The organism is Rhizobium sp. TH135, assembly GCF_002855515.1.
In the GTDB taxonomy this organism is placed as follows: Bacteria; Pseudomonadota; Alphaproteobacteria; order Rhizobiales; family Rhizobiaceae; genus Allorhizobium.
This window is the reverse complement of sequence record NZ_PKRP01000002.1, coordinates 733,862-752,340: the sequence shown is the minus strand read 5'-3', so window position 1 is coordinate 752,340 and position 18,479 is coordinate 733,862. Positions and strand designations below refer to the sequence as shown.

The 18,479-nt window shown below is 63.4% G+C and carries 11 protein-coding genes; 5 read left to right on the top strand and 6 right to left on the bottom strand.

Annotation, left to right across the window (positions count from 1 at the left end; all coding sequences use genetic code 11):
* Positions 1 to 129: 129 nt before the first annotated feature.
* Both C0V73_RS08610 and C0V73_RS08605 read left to right on the top strand, forming a co-directional pair.
* The gene (locus tag C0V73_RS08610) at positions 130 to 1,443 is read left to right on the top strand and encodes a hypothetical protein (RefSeq protein ID WP_172450111.1); all 1,314 of its coding nucleotides are present in this window, start codon (positions 130 to 132) and stop codon (positions 1,441 to 1,443) included.
* Between the two features lie 356 nt (positions 1,444 to 1,799).
* Complete coding sequence (locus C0V73_RS08605) at positions 1,800 to 2,966, top strand: MFS transporter (protein WP_102019551.1); 1,167 nt, start codon at positions 1,800 to 1,802, stop codon at positions 2,964 to 2,966.
* A gap of 4 nt (positions 2,967 to 2,970) precedes the next feature.
* Here C0V73_RS08605 and C0V73_RS08600 read toward each other — a convergent pair whose 3' ends face one another.
* From C0V73_RS08600 to C0V73_RS08590, 3 genes are all read right to left on the bottom strand, one after another.
* Positions 2,971 to 3,390 (bottom strand): Ivy family c-type lysozyme inhibitor, encoded by a 420-nt coding sequence (locus C0V73_RS08600; protein ID WP_102019550.1) that lies wholly within the window; start codon positions 3,388 to 3,390, stop codon positions 2,971 to 2,973.
* Positions 3,387 to 6,851 (bottom strand): chromosome segregation SMC family protein, encoded by a 3,465-nt coding sequence (locus C0V73_RS08595; RefSeq protein ID WP_102019549.1) that lies wholly within the window; start codon positions 6,849 to 6,851, stop codon positions 3,387 to 3,389. The genes C0V73_RS08600 and C0V73_RS08595 overlap by 4 nt, the downstream gene beginning before the upstream one ends.
* A gap of 78 nt (positions 6,852 to 6,929) precedes the next feature.
* Positions 6,930 to 7,676 carry a DsbA family protein gene (locus tag C0V73_RS08590; protein ID WP_102019548.1) on the bottom strand — a complete coding sequence of 249 codons (747 nt, stop codon included), beginning with the start codon at positions 7,674 to 7,676 and terminating at the stop codon, positions 6,930 to 6,932.
* Positions 7,677 to 8,095: 419 nt separating this feature from the next.
* On the opposite strand from C0V73_RS08590, the gene C0V73_RS08585 reads away from it, so the two are divergent.
* The 3 genes from C0V73_RS08585 to C0V73_RS08575 are packed head-to-tail and all read left to right on the top strand — an operon-like array spanning position 8,096 to position 14,251.
* On the top strand, positions 8,096 to 9,493 hold the full coding sequence (locus tag C0V73_RS08585) for a tetratricopeptide repeat protein (RefSeq protein ID WP_102019547.1): 1,398 nt from the start codon (positions 8,096 to 8,098) through the stop codon (positions 9,491 to 9,493).
* 10 nt (positions 9,494 to 9,503) lie between these two features.
* Positions 9,504 to 12,023, top strand: a complete 2,520-nt coding sequence (locus tag C0V73_RS08580; RefSeq protein WP_172450104.1) for a FecR domain-containing protein — start codon at positions 9,504 to 9,506, stop codon at positions 12,021 to 12,023.
* A gap of 26 nt (positions 12,024 to 12,049) precedes the next feature.
* Positions 12,050 to 14,251, top strand: coding sequence for an adenylate/guanylate cyclase domain-containing protein (locus C0V73_RS08575; RefSeq protein WP_102019545.1), 2,202 nt, complete (start codon positions 12,050 to 12,052; stop codon positions 14,249 to 14,251).
* Positions 14,252 to 14,257: 6 nt separating this feature from the next.
* Here the strand turns inward: C0V73_RS08575 and C0V73_RS08570 are convergent, their stop codons facing one another.
* The 3 genes from C0V73_RS08570 to C0V73_RS08560 form a co-directional block, all read right to left on the bottom strand.
* Positions 14,258 to 16,528, bottom strand: coding sequence for a SulP family inorganic anion transporter (locus C0V73_RS08570; RefSeq protein ID WP_210200155.1), 2,271 nt, complete (start codon positions 16,526 to 16,528; stop codon positions 14,258 to 14,260).
* 199 nt (positions 16,529 to 16,727) lie between these two features.
* Positions 16,728 to 17,231 carry a DUF721 domain-containing protein gene (locus C0V73_RS08565; RefSeq protein WP_102019544.1) on the bottom strand — a complete coding sequence of 168 codons (504 nt, stop codon included), beginning with the start codon at positions 17,229 to 17,231 and terminating at the stop codon, positions 16,728 to 16,730.
* Positions 17,212 to 18,438, bottom strand: coding sequence for an O-antigen ligase family protein (locus C0V73_RS08560; protein ID WP_102019543.1), 1,227 nt, complete (start codon positions 18,436 to 18,438; stop codon positions 17,212 to 17,214). The genes C0V73_RS08565 and C0V73_RS08560 overlap by 20 nt, the downstream gene beginning before the upstream one ends.
* Positions 18,439 to 18,479 lie beyond the last annotated feature (41 nt).

The window sequence follows — 18,479 nt, the reverse complement described above, 5'->3', positions numbered from 1 at the left end:
AGGGTCATCACGCAATGCAATAAACGGTCACGCAAAATGACCAGACAAATCAATTGAGGGTGATGCGCTCCGGGCCAGCGTTTGCTAGGTGGCATTCTAGTAAATTGTAATCCGGAATCAAAAATGACCCTGACCAGCCCGGTTTCCCTGACTGAGATCCCGCAGAACAACCTTTACCGCAAGGGCGACGTCTTCGTTCTGTTCGGCGAATTGTTCGGTCGTGGCTATGTCACGGGCCTGCTCGACCAGGCCAAGAAGGCCGGCATGGAGATCATCGGGATCACCGTCGGCCGCCGCGACGAGAACAACAAGCTTCGCCCGCTGACGGATGAAGAACTCGCGCAGGCCGAGACCAATCTCGGTGGCCGGATCATCAACATTCCCGCCATGGCCGGCTTCGACCTCGACTCGCCTGAGGGCGAGCCGACGCCGACGGACCTTCTGTCCTCGCTGACGCTGGAAAACTGGGAAACGGAAAAGCTCGACTGGGCGCATATCGAAAGGTGCCGCCAGGTTGGCGTTGAACGTTTCCAGGATGCAGTCGCCAAGATCATGGCCGAGTTGGAAGGCATGATCGCCGATGGCAAAAACGTGCACTTCGCGCACACCATGGCCGGCGGCATTCCGAAGGCGAAGGTCTTCCTGGTACTCGCCAACCGCATCTACAAGGGCCGCGGCGCACGCCACATGTCCTCGCAGGTGCTGCTCGACAGCGATCTGGGCAAGCTGATCCTGCAGAACTTCGACGAAGTTTCGGCCAACACTTTCCGTCACCTAATCGAAGGCAGTGCGGCGATCCGCGCCCGCATCGAGAAGAGCGGCGGCCAGGTGCGTTACTCGGCCTATGGCTATCACGGCACGGGCATCCTGATCGGCGACGAATATCGCTGGCAGACCTATACGAACTACACCCAGGGCTATGCCAAGATGAAGCTCGAGGCGATTGCCGAAGAGGCATTTGCTTCGGGGATCAAGGCGACCGTCTTCAACTGCCCCGAGATCCGCACCAATTCCTCCGACGTCTTCGCCGGCATCGAGCTGCCGCTTCTGCCGCTCTTGAAGGCCTTGAAGAAGGAAAACGGTGGGGCGCGGGCCGAGAAGGTCTGGGCTGATTGCCAGAACCTGCTGGTCGAGGGGGCGACGATCGACGACGTTCTGCAGAAGATCGCAGACTTCCAGGCCAGCGACGTGATGATCCCGTTCTACGACTTCAACAACTGGCCGATGCCCAACAGCCAGGGCCAGTCGGACATCACCATCGGCACCTCGGCCGAAATCGCCCAGATGCACAAGGACAGCAAGGCGCTGATCTCGGACTATCTGAGCGTGCTCGTGGTCGAGGCGACCGGCGCGTTGATCTTCGGCGAAGTGGCTAATCCGTCGGCGCCAGTGCTCTGGCTGAACCATGACATGGTGGCACGGCAGATCAATTCGGCTGGTTAAAGTCGGTATTGGCGCATAGAGAACAGGATTGTGCCGGGAGCCTTGCTTCCGGCATTTTTTGTTTCGGTGGATCGTCATCCTCGGGCTTGTCCCGAGGATCTACTGCCGCCGCTCTTGCCCCGACGGTCAGCGCCCTCCCCTCAGCGCCCCATTTATACCCCACTTGGCAGATCCTCGGGACAAGCCCGAGGATGACGGCGGGTGTGGGCCGGGCAGTGCCAGCCATTGACCGTGAGCCGCCCCGTCGAGAAGGGGCCTTTTCCGGGGGCGAACCGATCGCCGGTTTGCACGGCTGGACTTGGTTCACCATTGCTGGCAGGCAGATGACTGATCATCAGACAAATCGAGTCTTCCCGATGCATTTTCAGCCGCAGTATCGCGTCTATATCGCCTTCTTTCTCTTTGCCATGTCGACGGGATCGCTGTTCTCGCGGCTGCCGGACCTGCAGGTGCAGCTCTCCGTCAACAAGGCGGAGCTGGGGCTGACGTTGATCGGCATGGCGATCGGTTCGCTGATCTCGCTCACCCTCTCATCCCCGCTGATCGTCCGGCTCGGCTCGCGCACGACGCTGGCCATCTCGCTGCTCGGCGTGATGGCCCTCTTGTCGCTCATCTCGCTCCTGCCGTCCGCGCCCTTCGTCTTTGCAACGCTTTTTGCCGTCGGACTTCTGGCCGGTGCGCTGGAGATCTGCCTCAATGTCGAGATCGGTCGGATCGAGGCGCAGGCAGGTTTCGGCATTATGAACCGCGCGCATGGCTGCTGGAGCCTCGGTTTCTTCGTCACCGCCGTGACGGCTTCCCTGGTACGGCAGGCGGGGGTGACAATGCAGGTGCATATGCATGTCCTGCTCGGGCTGATGTTCATCATCGGCGCGATCACGATCGCCGGCATGAAGAATGCGCCTGTCCTCACCACCGCAGGCGCCGAGGACAAGGCACCGCATTTTGCGCTGCCGACGCTGGCTCTCCTGCCGCTCTGCATCATCGGCACATCGGCCTTCCTGATCGAGGGTGCCGGCATCGACTGGTCGACGATCTACATGGAAGAGGTCTTCGACGTCTCGCCCTTCATCTCCGGTTCGGGGCTGACGCTGTTTGCCTTCTTCATGGCGCTCGCCCGCCTCACCGTTGACCCGGTGGTCGACCGCCATGGTGCGCGCCTTGTCGGGCGGGTACTGCTGACGGTCGCGGCTCTCGGCATCGCCATGGCATGGCTTGCGCCCTCGCCTGTGCTCGCACTGATCGGCTTTGCACTGATGGGCGCCGGCTGCAGCGCGGTCTATCCGATGGCCGTCTCGGCCGCGGCCCAGCGCACGGATCGGCCGGCGGTGATCAATGTCGCGGCGATCGCGCAGATGGCCTTCGTGGTCTTCTTCCTCGGCCCGCCGCTGCTCGGCTTCGTCGCTGAAGCCTTCGGCATCCGCAACGCTTACTTGGTCTGCCTGCCCTTGGTGCTCGGTTCGATCCTGGCCAGCGCGGCGCTGCCGGTTGGGCCTGCACGGCGGGAGAAGCTGGCGGCTTGAGCCTTTAGCGGGTGAGGAAGGTCAGCTCTTCCGGCGTCGGATCGCCGAAGATCTTGATGCCGAGCTTGGCGTCGGAGACGTAAAGCAGCGCACGCTTGCCATCCTCGGAATAAAGCACGCGGATCCAGCTCGTTTCACAGGTGCGCGGCTCGCAGGCGCGGAAAAGCTGCATGCGCCTGTCCTTGACCGCGACCTCCTCGGAAGCGAGCGCGACGTAACGCGGTTGGCGCACCAGCGCGCGCACCCAGAAGGGCAGACCGGGCTTGCCCTTGATCATCTCCATCAGACTGTCGCGATGGGCCGGAGAGGTTGCCAGCACGCTCGGCAGGTAGTTGCCGGCGAGCGAGGTGGAGGCCGTTTGGGCGTGGAGGGGGCTGACGCCAAAGGCTAACAGGATGCCGCTGACAAGGACGTGTTTTCTCACACCAGATCCCTCTCGCGCAGCGCCTCCGCCGTCTGCAGGTCGACGGAGACGAGTTGGCTGACGCCCTGCTCGGCCATGGTGACGCCGAAGAGGCGGTTCATGCGGGCCATGGTGATGGGGTTGTGGGTGATGATGACGAAGCGGGTCTCGGTGGAGGCGGCCATTTCGTCCATCAGGTTGCAGTAGCGCTCGACATTGTGGTCATCGAGCGGCGCGTCGACTTCGTCGAGCACGCAGATCGGTGCAGGATTGGTGAGGAAGACGGCGAAGATCAGGGCCATGGCGGTCAGCGCCTGCTCGCCGCCCGAGAGAAGCGTCATGGTCTGCGGCTTCTTGCCCGGCGGGCGGGCGAGGATTTCGAGGCCGGCTTCGAGCGGGTCGTCGCTTTCGATCAGCTGCAGTTCGGCGGTGCCGCCGTTGAAGAGGTGGGTGAAGAGACGCTGGAACTGGGCGTTGACCACGTCGAAGGCGGCGATCAGGCGTTCGCGGCCTTCGCGGTTGAGGCTCTGGATTGCGCCGCGCAGTTTGCGGATCGCGTCGATGATGTCGTCGCGCTCCTTGATCATGGCGGCGAGCTTGTCGGACAGTTCCTTCTGCTCTTCCTCGGCGCGCAGGTTGACAGCGCCTAAGCGCTCGCGCTCCATCTTCAGCCGGTCGACATTGCGCTCGACCTCACGCAGATCGCCGATCTGGGAGGGATCTTTCAGGCCCGTCAGTCGGAAGGCCTCATGCGGGGGGACGTTCAGCGCTTCGGCAATACGGGCCTCGGCGTCGACGCGCCATTCGCGGGCGGAGACGAGGCGCTCTTCGGCGCGGCCGCGCTTTTCTCTGCTTTCGGCCAGTTCGGCCAAGGCGGCGGCGGCCTTCTGGTCAGCCTCGCGCTGGCGGGTCTCTGCCTCGATCAGGCGGTCAGCGGCGTCGCGGCGGTCCTTCTCGGCCTTGTCGAGTGCCGTCATCAGGTTGCGGCGCTTGTCCTCGAATTCATCGGGCGCCATTTCGAGATCGGTGATTTCCTCGCGGGCTTCCGCCTCGCGCTCGCGCAGGGTCGCAATGTGCTCCTCGGCGGATTTGGCGCGGCTCTGCCAGTTCTGCTTTTCCTGGCGGATCGAGAGAATGCGGCGGCGGCGCATCTCGTCTTCGCGGGCAAGCCCCTCGAAGCGGGCACGGGCTTCGGCCAGAAGGCCGCGATCGCGGGCGACAACGGATTCTGCCTCGCGCAGGCGGGCGTCGAGAGCGGAGAGGTCGGGCGTCTCCTCCATCTCGATGCGGGCGGTTTCTTCCTGCTCGACGATCTCCTCGATCTGCGCTTTCAGGCCGTTGACCGCCTCTTCAATGACTTCACGGCGGCGGATGAGATCGCCCGAGGCGCGCTCGGCCTGAGCGAGTGCATCGCGGGCTTCGGCGAGCGCGCGGATCGTCAGGCGGCTCCGGTCACGGGCGTCGGTGAGGCGGGCCTCTTCGGTGCGGATGGCGTCTGCGGCTTCGGCCAGGCGATCCTCTGCCTCGACCATCTGGTCGCGGGCTTCCTCGGTCTCGACCTCGATTTCGGCCAGGCGATTCTTCTGGGCAAGGCGCAGGGCGGCCGCACTTGGGGCATCGGCGCCGGTGACATGGCCATCCCAGCGATAGACGGCACCGTCGCGGGTGACCAGGCGCTGGCCGGGAGCGAGCTTCGACATTAGGGCAAGCGCATCGGCTTCTTCAACGACGCCGATCTGGCGGAGTGCGCGGGTGAGCGGCGCCGGTGCACGGACATGGGCGATGAGCGGCTTGGCGCCTGACGGCAGAGCCGGGTCCCCTGCCCCGTCGCCATTGCCATGCCAGTGGGCCGGGGCGGACTGGTCAAGCGCACTGTCGAGATCGTCGCCCAAGGCGGCACCCAGCGCCGTCTCGAAACCGCGATCGACGGAGAGTTCGTCGGCAACCGGCGGGAAATCGCCCGTGGTCGTGCTCGCCAAGATGCGGGCGATGGTGCGGGCTTCGGTCTCCAGACCGTTGACGCGGGCGCGGGCTGCTTCGAGCGGCTGGCGCAGATGGCTTTCTGTGCGGCGGGCTTCGGTCAGCGCTGCCTCGGCCTCCATGGCCGCACTCTCGGCATCGGCAACCGCCTGCTCGGCGATCTCGACCATTTCGCGCTTTTCGTCCGGATCGGGCAGAGCTGCGATGCGGTCGGAGATGTCGGAGAGTTCGCGGGAGGCCTCCGACACCTGACGCTCGAGACGGGCACGGCGCTCGGTCAGATCGCGGATGGCGCGTTCCAGCTGGTTGCGGCCGGCGGCGGCCTCGGCGCGTTCGGCGGTCAGGCGGGTAAAGTCGCGTTCGCTGTCGGCAAGGGTCGCGGCAGCGGCCTCGAAGGCTTCCTTTGCCTCTTCACCGAAGCGACCGGCATCGGCAAGGATTTCTTCGAGCTCGGCCTCTTCCTCGGCCAAGCGATTGATGACCTCGGCATTCTCCGAGACGAGACGTTCCTCGCGGCGGATGTCTTCGTCGAGCTGGGCGAGACGGCGGGTGAGTTCGTCGCGGCGGCGCAGGATGCGACTGGCTTCCTCGTCGAGCTGGCTGCGGGCGATCTGCAGGCGCTGGAGGCTTGCTGCACACTTCGCCTCCTCCTCGCGCAGTTCCGGCATCTTGAGGCTCGCAATGGCTTGAAGCTTTGCCGCCTCCATCTGGTGGTTCGCCTTTTCGGCGACCGTCGACATGGCCTGGTTCAAGGCGCTTTCGGCCTCGCCCTCGGCCTGCTTGGCCTGCGCCCAGCGGATGTGCAGGAGCATTGCCTCGTGCGCGCGGATATCGGCGGAGAGCTGTTTGAAGCGGTTGGCTTGGCGGGCCTGGCGCTTCAGGCTCTCGATCTGGCTTTCGAGCTGGGCGGTGATGTCTTCCAGGCGCTCCAGATTGGTCTCGGCGGCGCGCAGCCTGAGTTCCGCCTCGTGGCGGCGCGAATGCAGGCCGGAAATGCCAGCGGCCTCTTCCAGCAATTGCCGGCGGGCCTGAGGCTTGGCCTGGATCAGCTCGCCGATGCGGCCCTGGCCGACCATGGAGGGCGAGCGGGCGCCGGTCGAGGCATCGGCGAAGAGAAGCTGCACATCCTTGGCGCGGGCCTCCTTGCCATTGATGCGGTAGACCGATCCATTGCCGCGCTCGATGCGGCGCGTGACCTGGATCTCGTCGGCATCGTTGAAGGCGGCGGGCGCGGTGCGGTCGGAATTGTCGAGATAGAGGCCGACTTCCGCCGAGTTGCGGGCGGGGCGGTTGCCGGAGCCGGAGAAGATGACGTCGTCCATGCCGGACGCGCGCATGTTCTTGTAGGAGTTCTCGCCCATGACCCAGCGGAGTGCTTCGACGAGGTTCGATTTGCCGCAGCCATTCGGCCCAACAATGCCGGTCAGGCCGCGCTCGATGATGAATTCGGAGGGTTCGACGAAGGACTTGAAGCCGACGAGGCGGAGACGGTTGAATTTCATCGTGTCATGCCCCGCGCCATCGCATGAAAAACGGGCGCACGGGTTTCCCCGGCGCCCGTCGTCAGAACGGAACGTCGATCAGAGCAGGCTGTCGATGAGGGCCGACATGGAGTCAACCGACATGTCCCCCGAATAGGCCTTGCCATTGATCAGGAAAGTCGGGGTCGACTGAACTCCGAATTCCTGGGCGCCGCGATCGCGGACTGCCGACACATCACCGGCAAGCTGGGCGTTCGTCAAGCAGGCGTCGAAGGTCTCCTGTGTAAAACCACCGAGCTTGGAAAGCTGCAGCATGGCGCCACGGACGTCGCCATCCGTCGGAGCAGCCCAGGTGCGCTGCTGCTTGAGCAGCATGGAAACGAAGGGGAAGAACTTGTCTTCCGTCGTGCAGCGGGCCAGCATGAAGGCTGCGAGCGAGGCGGTGTCCTGCGGGAACGGGAATTCGCGCAGCACGAAATAGACCTTGCCGGTGTCGACATACTTGGTCTTGATCGCTTCGAAGGTGTTTTCATGGAAATGCGCGCAGTGCGGGCAGGTCATCGACATGTATTCGATCACCTTGACCGGAGCGTTCGGGTCGCCCAGCGCCATTTCCTTCAGCGAGCCGGGCTTCAGAGCCGCTTCCATATCGACATCGCGGTCGGCGGTCGGGATCTCGGCGGAGGTGGTCGAGGCCGTGGTCTCGTTGCTGACGGCCGGCTTCGGTTCAGCGCTGGCGGCCTTGTCTTCAGCGTCGCTGCAGGCGGTGAGCGCGAAACCGACGGCGGCGATGGCGATGCCGCCGAGCAAACGGCGCTTGGTGATCGAGAGTTCGGAAGTCGACATGGGTCAGTTACCTGCTTGCAAGGGTCTTGGATGGGTCCACCGTTATAACGGCAAAAGGCGCCAAACAAGGCAGGCACCCCCTCGAAAAATCAAAGTTCCGTGACCTTTTTGCTGCCAGCCCCGGAGGAGGATGCGTGTTCTTTGGCAGGTATGGGAAAACCGCCTGCGAAATTCGCTTGCCGCAAGCGCCACGCGTAACGGATGATGCGGGACCTTGCCGGACAGAATCCAGCGCGCTGATGCTAGTGACAGACAGATCTGATCCGCCGTGAGGGCTGCAGATGGATCGGGGCCATCACTGGTGACAAAGCATTGGGAAAAACCCAATGTTGGCCGGTATGTTCATGTTTTACACCTTCTAACAAGAGGTTAACCTGCTTAAGGGAATTCATCCATTCATTGTCAAAGTAGCTTTTCAGATGCTGTTGCCGAAGAGCCGGGGGATCGCACCCATCCCCGCCTATAGTTTGAGCCTCGCGCTTGCCGCGCTCTGCCTGACCGTCACGACCGTTCCAGCTGCTGCCCAGCAGTCGCAGAATGTCGCGCCACGGGCGGGAACAACGTCGCTTGAGCAGATCGAAGCGCAGCGCCGCCAGCTCTTTGCGCGGATGATGGAGGCACCCGACGATCTCGACACGGCCTTCGAATATGCGGCACTCTCGTCTCAGGCAGGCGATCTCGAGGGTGCGATTTCGACGCTGGAGCGCATGCTGATCTATGCGCCCGGTCTGCCCCGGCTGCAGCTTGAACTCGGCGTGCTCTATTACCGGCTCGGTGCCTATGAGACGGCGCGGCAATACTTCGACGGGGCGAAGGCTGCCGGCGATGTGCCGCCCGAGGTTGCCACCAAGGTCGACCAGTATCTTGCCGCGATCGACCAGAAGAGTGATCCGTCTCAGTTCTCAGGCATGCTGCGCGCCGGGCTTCGCTATCAGAGCAATGCCAATGCGGGGCCTGGCAATTCCACGGTCACGCTGAACGGCCTTTCATACACGCTCGACAATCTGAGCGTCGCTGGTGAGGACTACAATGCTTTCGTCAATGGTGCCGTCCGTTATCGCTACGACACCGATATCCAAGGGCTTGCGCTGGAGGCAGGGATTTCCGGCTATGCGGCGGGATACCGCGACCGTGACATGCTGAACACGGCGGCGGCCGAAGCCTATGCCGGGCCCGTCTTCGATCTCGGCCGCTTCGGGCTGGACGACCGGTCGGTCTCCGTCATGCTCTTGACCAGCGGCGTCCTGATCGAGGGTGATCGCTATCTCGCATCGGCCGGCATCTCGACCAATTTCGACTGGCAGGTGACGCCGGTCGACAGCCTCTCGGCGAGCCTGCAATATCGCTATGAGGACTATTCCAACACCAAGTCGCGCAAGACGGCGGAGCTGCAGAGCGGCGACCGCTTCGATGCGCAGGTCTCCTGGTCGCACAATGTGACAGCAGATTTCAGCCTGACCGGCCGGCTCCTCACGTCACGGCGGGATGCCGAGACGGGCTATCTCTCGTCCACCGAAGTGGGCGGCGCGATCTCAGGTACTTACCGCTATGCGGCGCTGATCGGCGATGGTCCGGCCTGGATCGTCGGGCTGGAAGCAGCCGTTGCAGGTCGCAGCTATGACGACCCCGACACCATGATCAATTCGGGCGAGAGCCAGCGCGACACCGAATTCAGCCTGAACCTCAAGCAGATCACGCCCTTTACCGAGCGCGTGGCGTTGGTCGCCGAGGCCGGCTACCGCAAGGTCTGGTCGAATTATGACATCAAGTCCTTCGACAACATCTCGGTGTCGATCGGCATCCAGTCGGCTTTCTAGGAGCATCACGATGAAGACGAACACGCGTCATGCCCTGCTTTGCACCTCTGCCGCTCTGCTGATGCTGGCGGGGGCTCCGGCGCAAGCCGAGACCGACGTTGCCGGCGTCACCGCCGCCGTCAATCCTCGGGCAACCGCGTTTGATGCTTCAGGCAAGCCGCGCCTGATCTCGCTCGGCGATGCCGTCATCCGCAATCACCGGATCGAGACCAGCGGCGAAGGCCTGGTGCAGATCCTGCTGGCCGACGGGACATCGTTCACCGTCGGACCCAACTCCTCCGTGGTGATCGACAGCTTCGTCTACGATCCGGAGAAAAACACGGCCTCGCTGGCTGCCACCATGACCAAGGGGGCGTTGCGTTTCATCGGCGGCAAGGCCTCGAAGGCGAGCGGCAATGTGAAGATCGACACGCCGATCGGGACTGCCGGCATTCGTGGCGCCGTGGTCGACATCAATCTCAACGGCCAGACGCCCGACGGCCAGCCGCTGCCGCCGCATATGACGTTGGTCTATGGCAAGGAAGTGCAGCTGACCGGCAATGGTTCGCCGCAGCGCCTCTTCAAGCAGGGCTTCTCGATCGTCGCAGGCGACGGCCAGCCGCGCGTTCAGCGCACGCCGCCGCAATGGGTGAGCGGCTTGCAACAGACCCTCGCCGGTCGGCCCGGCCAGGGTGGCGGCACCAGCAATACGCCGACCGACCAGACGGTCGCGAGCAGCACGGTCAGCCAAAGCAACTCGGCGCAGCTGCCTTCGGAAAACACGATCCCGGTGCCGCAGCCGCGGCCGATCGTGACGACGCCGGTGGAAGAAGTGGCGGGAGAGTCGCAGCGGGATGTGGGGCCGCGGCCGGATGTGCCGGTGGATCCTGTTGACCCGGAGCCAGAGCCGGAGGAGCCTTGGGACGGGTCTGCGCAAGCGGTGACCATCATCGACAATGACGGCGATATCGAACGGGACACTATCTCGGGCAACTTGACGACCGATGGAGACGGTCGGCTGACCGGCACCTTCGGGCAGTTGGGACAGGTATCGCTAGAAAAGCCAGCCACCAGTGACACGCTGACAAGCGAAGCGGTGAACGGCACGATCGGCAGCCTTGGGTCCGTCAGCGGAACGGCCTATACCGGCAGCGGCGAATTCATCGCCTATTTTCTCGAGGCCGACGGCGGCGAGGCCGTCTATATCGTCGGCGGCAAGGCAGCGGATGCGAGCGCAGTCTTCTCTTCAGGCGAAGTCTTCCGCTATTCCGTGCAGCGTGATCCGCTAAATGGCGGGACATCGATTGGAGGAGTGACGGTGCCGTTTACAGGATCATTTCAGTCCGGCGAAAGCACACCGGTTCGCGCCTCCGCCAGTGACCTTTATGTAGCCGGCGTGAGCGGAGACGACGCGGTTGCACGACTTCTGCAGGGCTCGCTTTCGATATCCGGCGATGGATCGACCCAGCGCAGTCGAATCCAGGTGATGGCCGGCAGCTTCAAGGACAATGACGGCGCCTACGAGATGACAGGGCGCGTCTCTGGATCATACCAGAGCAGCGATCCAGATACGAATTCGGGCCCGTCAAAGTACGTGGCAACACTCGGCAGCGGCTCGGGAGACCACATCTTCGGCGCGGACGGCGAGTATCTGGTGCTGGCAACGGGCGGCATCGACGACTTCGGAGCTCAAGAAGACATCTATGACGGCGTTCAGGTTGCGAGCCGCAACAGCGCGGCGACAGCAGGAACCCGCAGCTTCGACGGCCAGTTGAACGGCTTTTCCTCAGGGGTGGCGAACACGACAGACGGCGACAGCGTGGTCTTTAACGGCACGACCGAATTTACTTTCGACAAGGACGCAGGAACATTCAATGGCTCGATCATCGACACGTCCAGCAATAGCAATTACTTCGCGGACTTCCTCGACAACCCGGGTTATGAACAAAGCTATCTGACAGACCAGCTTATCGCTGGAGTGGATTCCTGGGGCGAAGCCTATATGGTTTCGTCCGCGGTCGTGGCCGCCAAAATCTTCGACGACAATTCCAGTGCTGAGATCTGCAATTCCTGTGATTTCATGACCTGGGGTTGGTGGGGCAAGCAGTCGGGGCCGGAGAGCGGCTACAGCGTCCACCTCGGCAACTGGATTGTCGGAAAGCAGGTGGAAATCATCCCCTCTTCCGTGACCGGCACCGCCACGTATTCCGGCCATGCCGTGGGCACCGTCGTGAATGATGGATCGCAATATATCGCAACCGGCGATCTGTCGGCCACGATGGATTTCGGCGCGCGGAGGGGCACAATCGAGATCAGTGACTTCGACGGAAAAGCCACTTTCGGAGCGGAAGTCAGTTTCGAATCCGGTGCCAATGCTGTCTCGACCTTGACCAGCACATCCATGATCGGGATTGCCACCAGCGTCACCGGCGCCTTCGCTTCTAATGGTACGGACCCGGTCAAGGGCATCATGGGCAACTTCACGGCAACCGACGGTACTTGGTCCTCCACCGGCATCTTCGCCGGGAGCACTGCGGACATCCCCCAGTGACAGCGGCGGCACAGGGGCGCCCGACGATGGCCAAGGCCCCCAGCCCGCGCCGTCGCCTCTCGTCCTCGCAGCGGCGCAAGCTCGGGGTGATGCTGATGGGGGTGGCAGCACTCGTCGCGGTTATCACCGCGCATGCGGCCTTTGCTCCCCAGGCCTTCCGGCTGACTTCGCTCGTGTTCGATACCTATCAGACCATCAAGCCGCGCGACGCGACCGATCCGCCGGTTGCGGTCATCGATATCGACGAGGCCTCGATCGGTACGCTCGGGCAATGGCCCTGGTCGCGCCGGACGGTGGCGGAGATCGTGACGCGGGCAAGCGGGCTGGGTGCGGCTGCGATCGGCTTCGATATCGTGTTTTCCGAAGCGGACAGAACGGCACCTGCCCGTCTGGTCGAGGAGATGCGGCGCCAGGGGATTGCGATCGAGGTCGGCCCTGATCTCCCGGATCCGGATGCTCAATTGGCAGATGCGGTTGCCGCGAATGCCGTGGCGCTCGGGATCGCGCTGACCAACGAGACATCAGCACCGGCCCCTGAACCGAAGGCGGGCTTCGCCTTCGTCGGGCCGGATCCGCAGGCGCGGCTTCTGCCCTATTCCGGCGCACTCTCCAATCTCTCCCTGCTCAGCGAGCGGGCGACGGCGATGGGCTATTTCTCCTTCCCGCCGACGCCCGACAACATCATCCGCACCTTTCCGCTGATCTCCAAAAGTGGCGACAGGCTCTACCCGGCGCTGTCGATCGAGACGCTCCGGATTGCCCAGCAGGCGGGGTCCTTCGTGTTGCGCTCGGCTGGTAGCTCGGAGGGCTCGGCGATGACGGACCTGAGGGTCGGCGCGCTCGACATTCCCGTGTCCGCCGATGGCGAGATCTGGATCTATTATTCCGGCCTGCCGAACATGCCGGTGATTTCAGCTGCCGATCTCTTCGATCCCGCAAAGGCCGCGACACTTGCGGGCCAGATCCAGGGGCGCATTCTGCTGGTCGGCACCAGTGCGGTGGGCCTGCGCGATATTGTGGCGACGCCAGTCGATCCGGCCATGGCGGGTGTTAAGGTGCATGCCGAGATCATCGACCAGATCGCGAGCGGCGTCTTCCTGCAGCGTCCGGACTGGATGATAGGCGCGGAACGGGCAGCGGCCATCGCCGTCGGGCTTGTGCTGCTTCTGGTGCTGGCGACCGTCACCCCTGCCCTTTCGGTGATGACCGGCCTTCTGCTCGCGGGGCTCGTTGGCGGTGGGTCGTGGCTTGCCTTTTCGCGTGCGCTGACGCTTTTCGATCCGCTATTGCCGCTGGCGAGCCTCGGCGCGGTGCTGCTCACGGCTCTGCCGCTCCTCCTGATGCTCACCCATCGGGAAAAGCGCTTCGTGCGCGAGAGCTTCGGGCGCTATCTTTCGCCGACGCTGGTCGAACGGCTCTCGGAAAACCCCGAAGGCCTAACGCTCGGCGGCGAGGACCGGGAGCTCACCATCCTGTTCTCCGACATCCGCGGCTTCACCACGCTGTCGGAAAAGCTCACCCCGACCGAGCTTACCGGGCTTCTCAACAACTTCCTGACGCCGATGACCGACGTGCTTTTGCAGCGCGAGGCGACGATCGACAAATATATCGGCGATGCGATCATGGCTTTCTGGAACGCGCCGCTCGACATCACCGACCATCCGCAAAAGGCTTGTCTCGCCGCACTCGACATGGTCACAGCGCTGGAGCGGCTGAACAGCGAGAGCGGCATGCGCCTCAAGATCGGTATCGGGCTCAATACCGGCATGGCCTGTGTCGGCAATCTCGGCTCCGACCAGCGCTTCAGCTATTCCTGTCTCGGCGACAGCGTCAATCTGGCCTCGCGTGTCGAGGGCATGACCAAGCTCTACGATGTCTCGATCCTGGTGACCGACGATGTGCAGGCCCGGACGACGGGCCTGCTCTTCGCCGAAGTCGACCGTGTGCGCGTGGTCGGACGGCAGGCGCCGGTGACGCTGCATGCGCTGATGGGGGCTTCATTGGACACCGCCTTGGGGCAGACAGAGCTGCTCGAACGTCACGGGAGCTTCATCGCCGCCTGGCAGGCCGGCGATCTTGGCGCCGCACGTGAGTATCTGCGGATCCTGCAGGCCCTGCCGCCAAACGCGCTTTCCGGCACGCACAAGCTCTATCAGGAGCGCCTTGAGACGCTGCCTGAGACGGCACCGGACGGTTGGGACGGCGTGTTCACGGCAAGCAGCAAGTAGATCCCATCACTCGTGCAGCGCCTGGACCACGCGGTTGGCGATCGTCAGACGCTCGGCCAGCGTGGTGGCGCAGAGGCGGTGGACGAGAAGCGCCAGTTCCGGATCCGACTGTTCGAGGTAGCGCAATTGCCGGCGGGCAAGGCGGTAGACGGTCGAGGGCACTTCGGCCACCACGTCTGCCGTGCGCGGACCGCCGCGGTAGATGGCAATCTCGCCCAAGACGACGCCGGGTTTGACCGTGCGAAGACGCAGGCGCTTGCCGTTGCCGAGGACTGCCTCGACCTTGGCGCGGCCGGTCCAGAGCAGGAAGAGATCGTCACCCGCCTCGCCTGCGCGGATGAAACGATCACCAGGCTGCAGGCGGATTTCCTGCATGGAGGCGACGAGATCCTTGAGCCTCGTGCTCGGGCCGATGGTCTGGGCCAGATAGTCCTCGACATCCTGCCAGGTTTCCTCGCGGCTGATCGCAGAGAGCAGGCGGTCCTCGCAGCGCTCCAGCGCATGGTCGAGGTCGCGTTCTCGCCCGACGGAGGGGTCGGTGGAGAAATCAATGCCGTTTCTCGCCAGGGTCTGTTCGATATCGGGTGACAGACTGCTGAAGATCAGTTCGACCTCGCTTCCGGCGAGCAGGTTGCGGATCTTGACGAAGGTGGCGGCAGCGGCGGCATCCATGCCGCTCACGCGGCGGAAGTCGATGACCACAAAGCGGAGCGACAGGCGGGTTCGATCCAGCAAACGCTGGCGGATCGCCTCGACCACCTGTTCGGCTGTGCCGAAGAAGAGGAATTCCTGCAGCTCCAGCACCTGGACCTGCTCGCCTTCGAGCTCGATCAGGCTGTTTTCTGCCGGCGGCCGATCGATGCTGCTTTTGCGCTCGCGCAGCGAGGCATTGACGCGGATGACCGAGAGGCGGGCATAATTATAGACGAAGGTGACAATGGAGAGGCCGAGGCCGAGCGCCATCCCACCCATGAAGCCGAAGGCGGCCATGCCGAGTGGAATGGCGAGCACGACCAGCCACTCCATGCGCGGCAATTGCCGACGCGTGCGCCACAGCCAATCGTGGATCAACTCGACACCGAGCGCAATCATCAGGCCAGCGGCGACGAAGGTCGGCATGGCACCGGCGAGTTCGCCAGCAAAAGGCAGCATCAGGGCCAGCATCAGGGCGGTCGCGACGCCAACCGAGCGGGCCTTCGCGCCCATGCGGTTGGCGAGCAGGGTCATGGAAAGCCCAGTGAAACCGGGGGCGCCGCCGAAGCCGCCGGCAACCAGGTTGGCCATACCGGTGGTGCGCAGTTCCGCATCCGCATCAATCTCCTGGCGGGTGGCGACTTCCAGCCCGCTGGTATTGAGCAGGAGGCCGACCATGCCGAGAAGGGCGACAGAGATGATTGCGGGCAAGGCCTGCAGGACGACCGCCCAATCCGCCGTCATGACGACGTCAGCCGGTTGCGGCAGGGCAAACCCGTCACCGGGCGGCAGGGCGGGCAGCCATTGCATGGCGCGTGCCTGGTCGCTGTCGACGCCGATAACGGCCAGCATGGCATAGAACAGCAGACCTCCGCCGAGCAGGACCAGCGGCATGGTGAGCGGGCTTGTCGAGCGGCGCAGCGCAAAGACCATCACCACCGCAAAAACGACGGATACATAGAGATTGGCGAGCGCCTGTTGGCCATCCGGTCGGACCAGAAGGTCGACAATGGCGCGGTCGCCGACAACCATCATCACGGCACCCTGGATCAAGAGCCAGCCGGAGCCGGCGAGAAAACCGGCGACGACCGGATAGGGCATGAAACGCACGAGGCGGCCGAAGCGGCAGAGGCCGAAGATCCAGAAGACGAGGCCGGTGACGACGGCACTGGAGCCGAGAATGGCAAATGCCGTGGCGACCTTGACCTCTTGCGGGGCAAATTCCAGATGGGCAGCGCTCGCCGCGATCGCCGTGGCCAGGATGGCGATGCTGGCTTCCTGCACCTGACCGATGCTGGAGGGATAGCGGCTGCGGAGCGCAATCCAGAGCGCCATCACGATGCTCGACAGGAGGATGACGCCGACGCCCGTGCCGAAGCCGGCCGCAAGCGGCCCCGCAAAGATCAGGGCGGCAAAGGCGATGCTGGTGCCGAGACCGTCAATGCCGGCAATGACGGCGAAGAGCACAGGCGCCATGAATGGTGCAGATATGCTCGGGACCGAGAAACGCCATCCCTGCCGCTGTGGGACGGCAGCGATCGCGCTTTTGCGATCCGGGAAGGGGGTCGGATTGTGGAGGTTCACGGCTTTTCCTGCTGCTGGAAGGCATTCGCGGCCGGACATCGAAGTCCGATCGCACGAGTGGTAGACCCGGCAGGAGTGGCGGGCAACGCGACGATCCGGATCGGCCCAAACTTGGCCGCAGAGGTCAGCAGACATGCGGGCGGGAACCGGGAAAACCCATGTGATTCAAAGGTTCAAGTCGGGTGGCAGGACCTGAGGGCTACTTCCGCTTGGCCTGCAGGACGGCCGTGCCGAGACGCTCGACTGCGCGACGGAGATTCTCGTTCTCGATCCCGTCCATCATCGCTTCCAGGCGCTTAGCCTTTTCGCCTTCGAGTTTCCTGATCTTCGGCCTGACACTCGCGTTCGAAACCGGTTTCTGGACGATACGGACCTGGCCGATGGCGGGATAGCCGAAGAAGCCATTAATGCGGGCAATCAGCTCGCCCTGGGCATGGGAGAGGAAGAGCGCGCGGGCACCCTCGCAGGCAATCGTCAACACGCCGGGGCGGTGCCCGCCGTCCTCGGGCAGGTCCGAGCGGCGCGGCCAGGCGATCTTTTCCGGCCGGGTACAATCGGCAAAGTTTTCGCCGACGATGTCTTCCCAGGAGCCGAGCAGGGCCGTGTTGATGCCGGCACGGCGCGCCAGCACGGGATCGACGATCCCGTTGGCGATGTCGGCAATCTGGTTTGCGCCGTATCGGCTAGGCTGATCCTTCGACATCGTCACTCACTTTCGGCGTGGCCGATACGGCAATCACCAGCCCGACCCAGAGGAAAAGAGCGTTGTAGATGGCGTGGCCGAAGATCTGGTTCACCATGCCGCCCCATACATACACGAAGGCCAGCATGATCGCCACGAACAAGCGCGGGCGGTACAATTCATCCCGCGGACAACGCCATGAAATCCACACGGGAGATATAAGCAGCAAGACCAGGACCACGAGGCCGGGAATGCCATTGTCGAAGGCGGCCGTGATGAAGCCGTTGTGCCAGTGATTGTAGTCGTAGCCGAGGAGCCCTATGAAATGGCGCCGGTTCTGGAAGCCGTGGCCGGCAAAGGGTGCCTCCATGATACCGGCAAGACCATGCGACCACATGGTCAGCCGCTGCGTGTAGGAATCGCCGAGCGCCGCGGTGCTATCCTGCTCGACATAGACGGCCCAAAGATCGGCAAAGCGGTGCCAGCTGTCGGAGACATAGACGCCCAATCCGGCCAGAACCAGAACACCCACGGAGACGGCGCAGAGTTGCCAGATGGTCATGCGGCTGCGGAGAAAGAACAGCCAAAAGAGCGCAAGCCCAATAATCGGCACCGGCATGATGCTCTTCGTCTGCGAGAAGAGCACGCAGAGAAAGCCTGTGCAGAATCCTGCGGCGGCCAACCAGCGGTAACGCTTGTCGGGATCATTAAGCCCTAGGAGAGCGAAGCTGGAGAAGATCGCCCCCATCGCTGCAAAGGGAATTGCGTTGCCGGTTCCAGCTTCTGCCCGCATATCGAGGATGAGCCCCTGATAAAGCGCGAAGGGAAGCGTCACGAGGCCCCACGCTGCCGAGGCGATCCAGATCGTGCGTAGTAGGCTTTCCCCGGGCACCACAGCCAGTCGTGCGGCAACGAAGAAGGGCAGCAGGAAGATGATGTGCTTGAGCGGCTGGCTCCACTCATTGCCGGTCCTGGGGAAATAGGTCCCGTAGTGCAGGAGATAATAGATAAGCTGAACCAAAAAATAGATTGCCGCGAGACCGATGAACAAGCCGATGGCACCGTCCAATCTCGGCTTCAAATTTCCCGTCGCCATGTAGATCAGCGCAAGGCCTGCAGAGGCAATGAAAGTCAGATGCATCACGGCATTGTCCATGGCCGACAGGCTCAGGATGGCGAAGAGAGCCAATATCGTATTGCGCCCGAGGGCGGGGAACTGTAGCTGCATGGGGTCTCCGGAGCATCACTGACGGGCCTTCACCGTCCGCG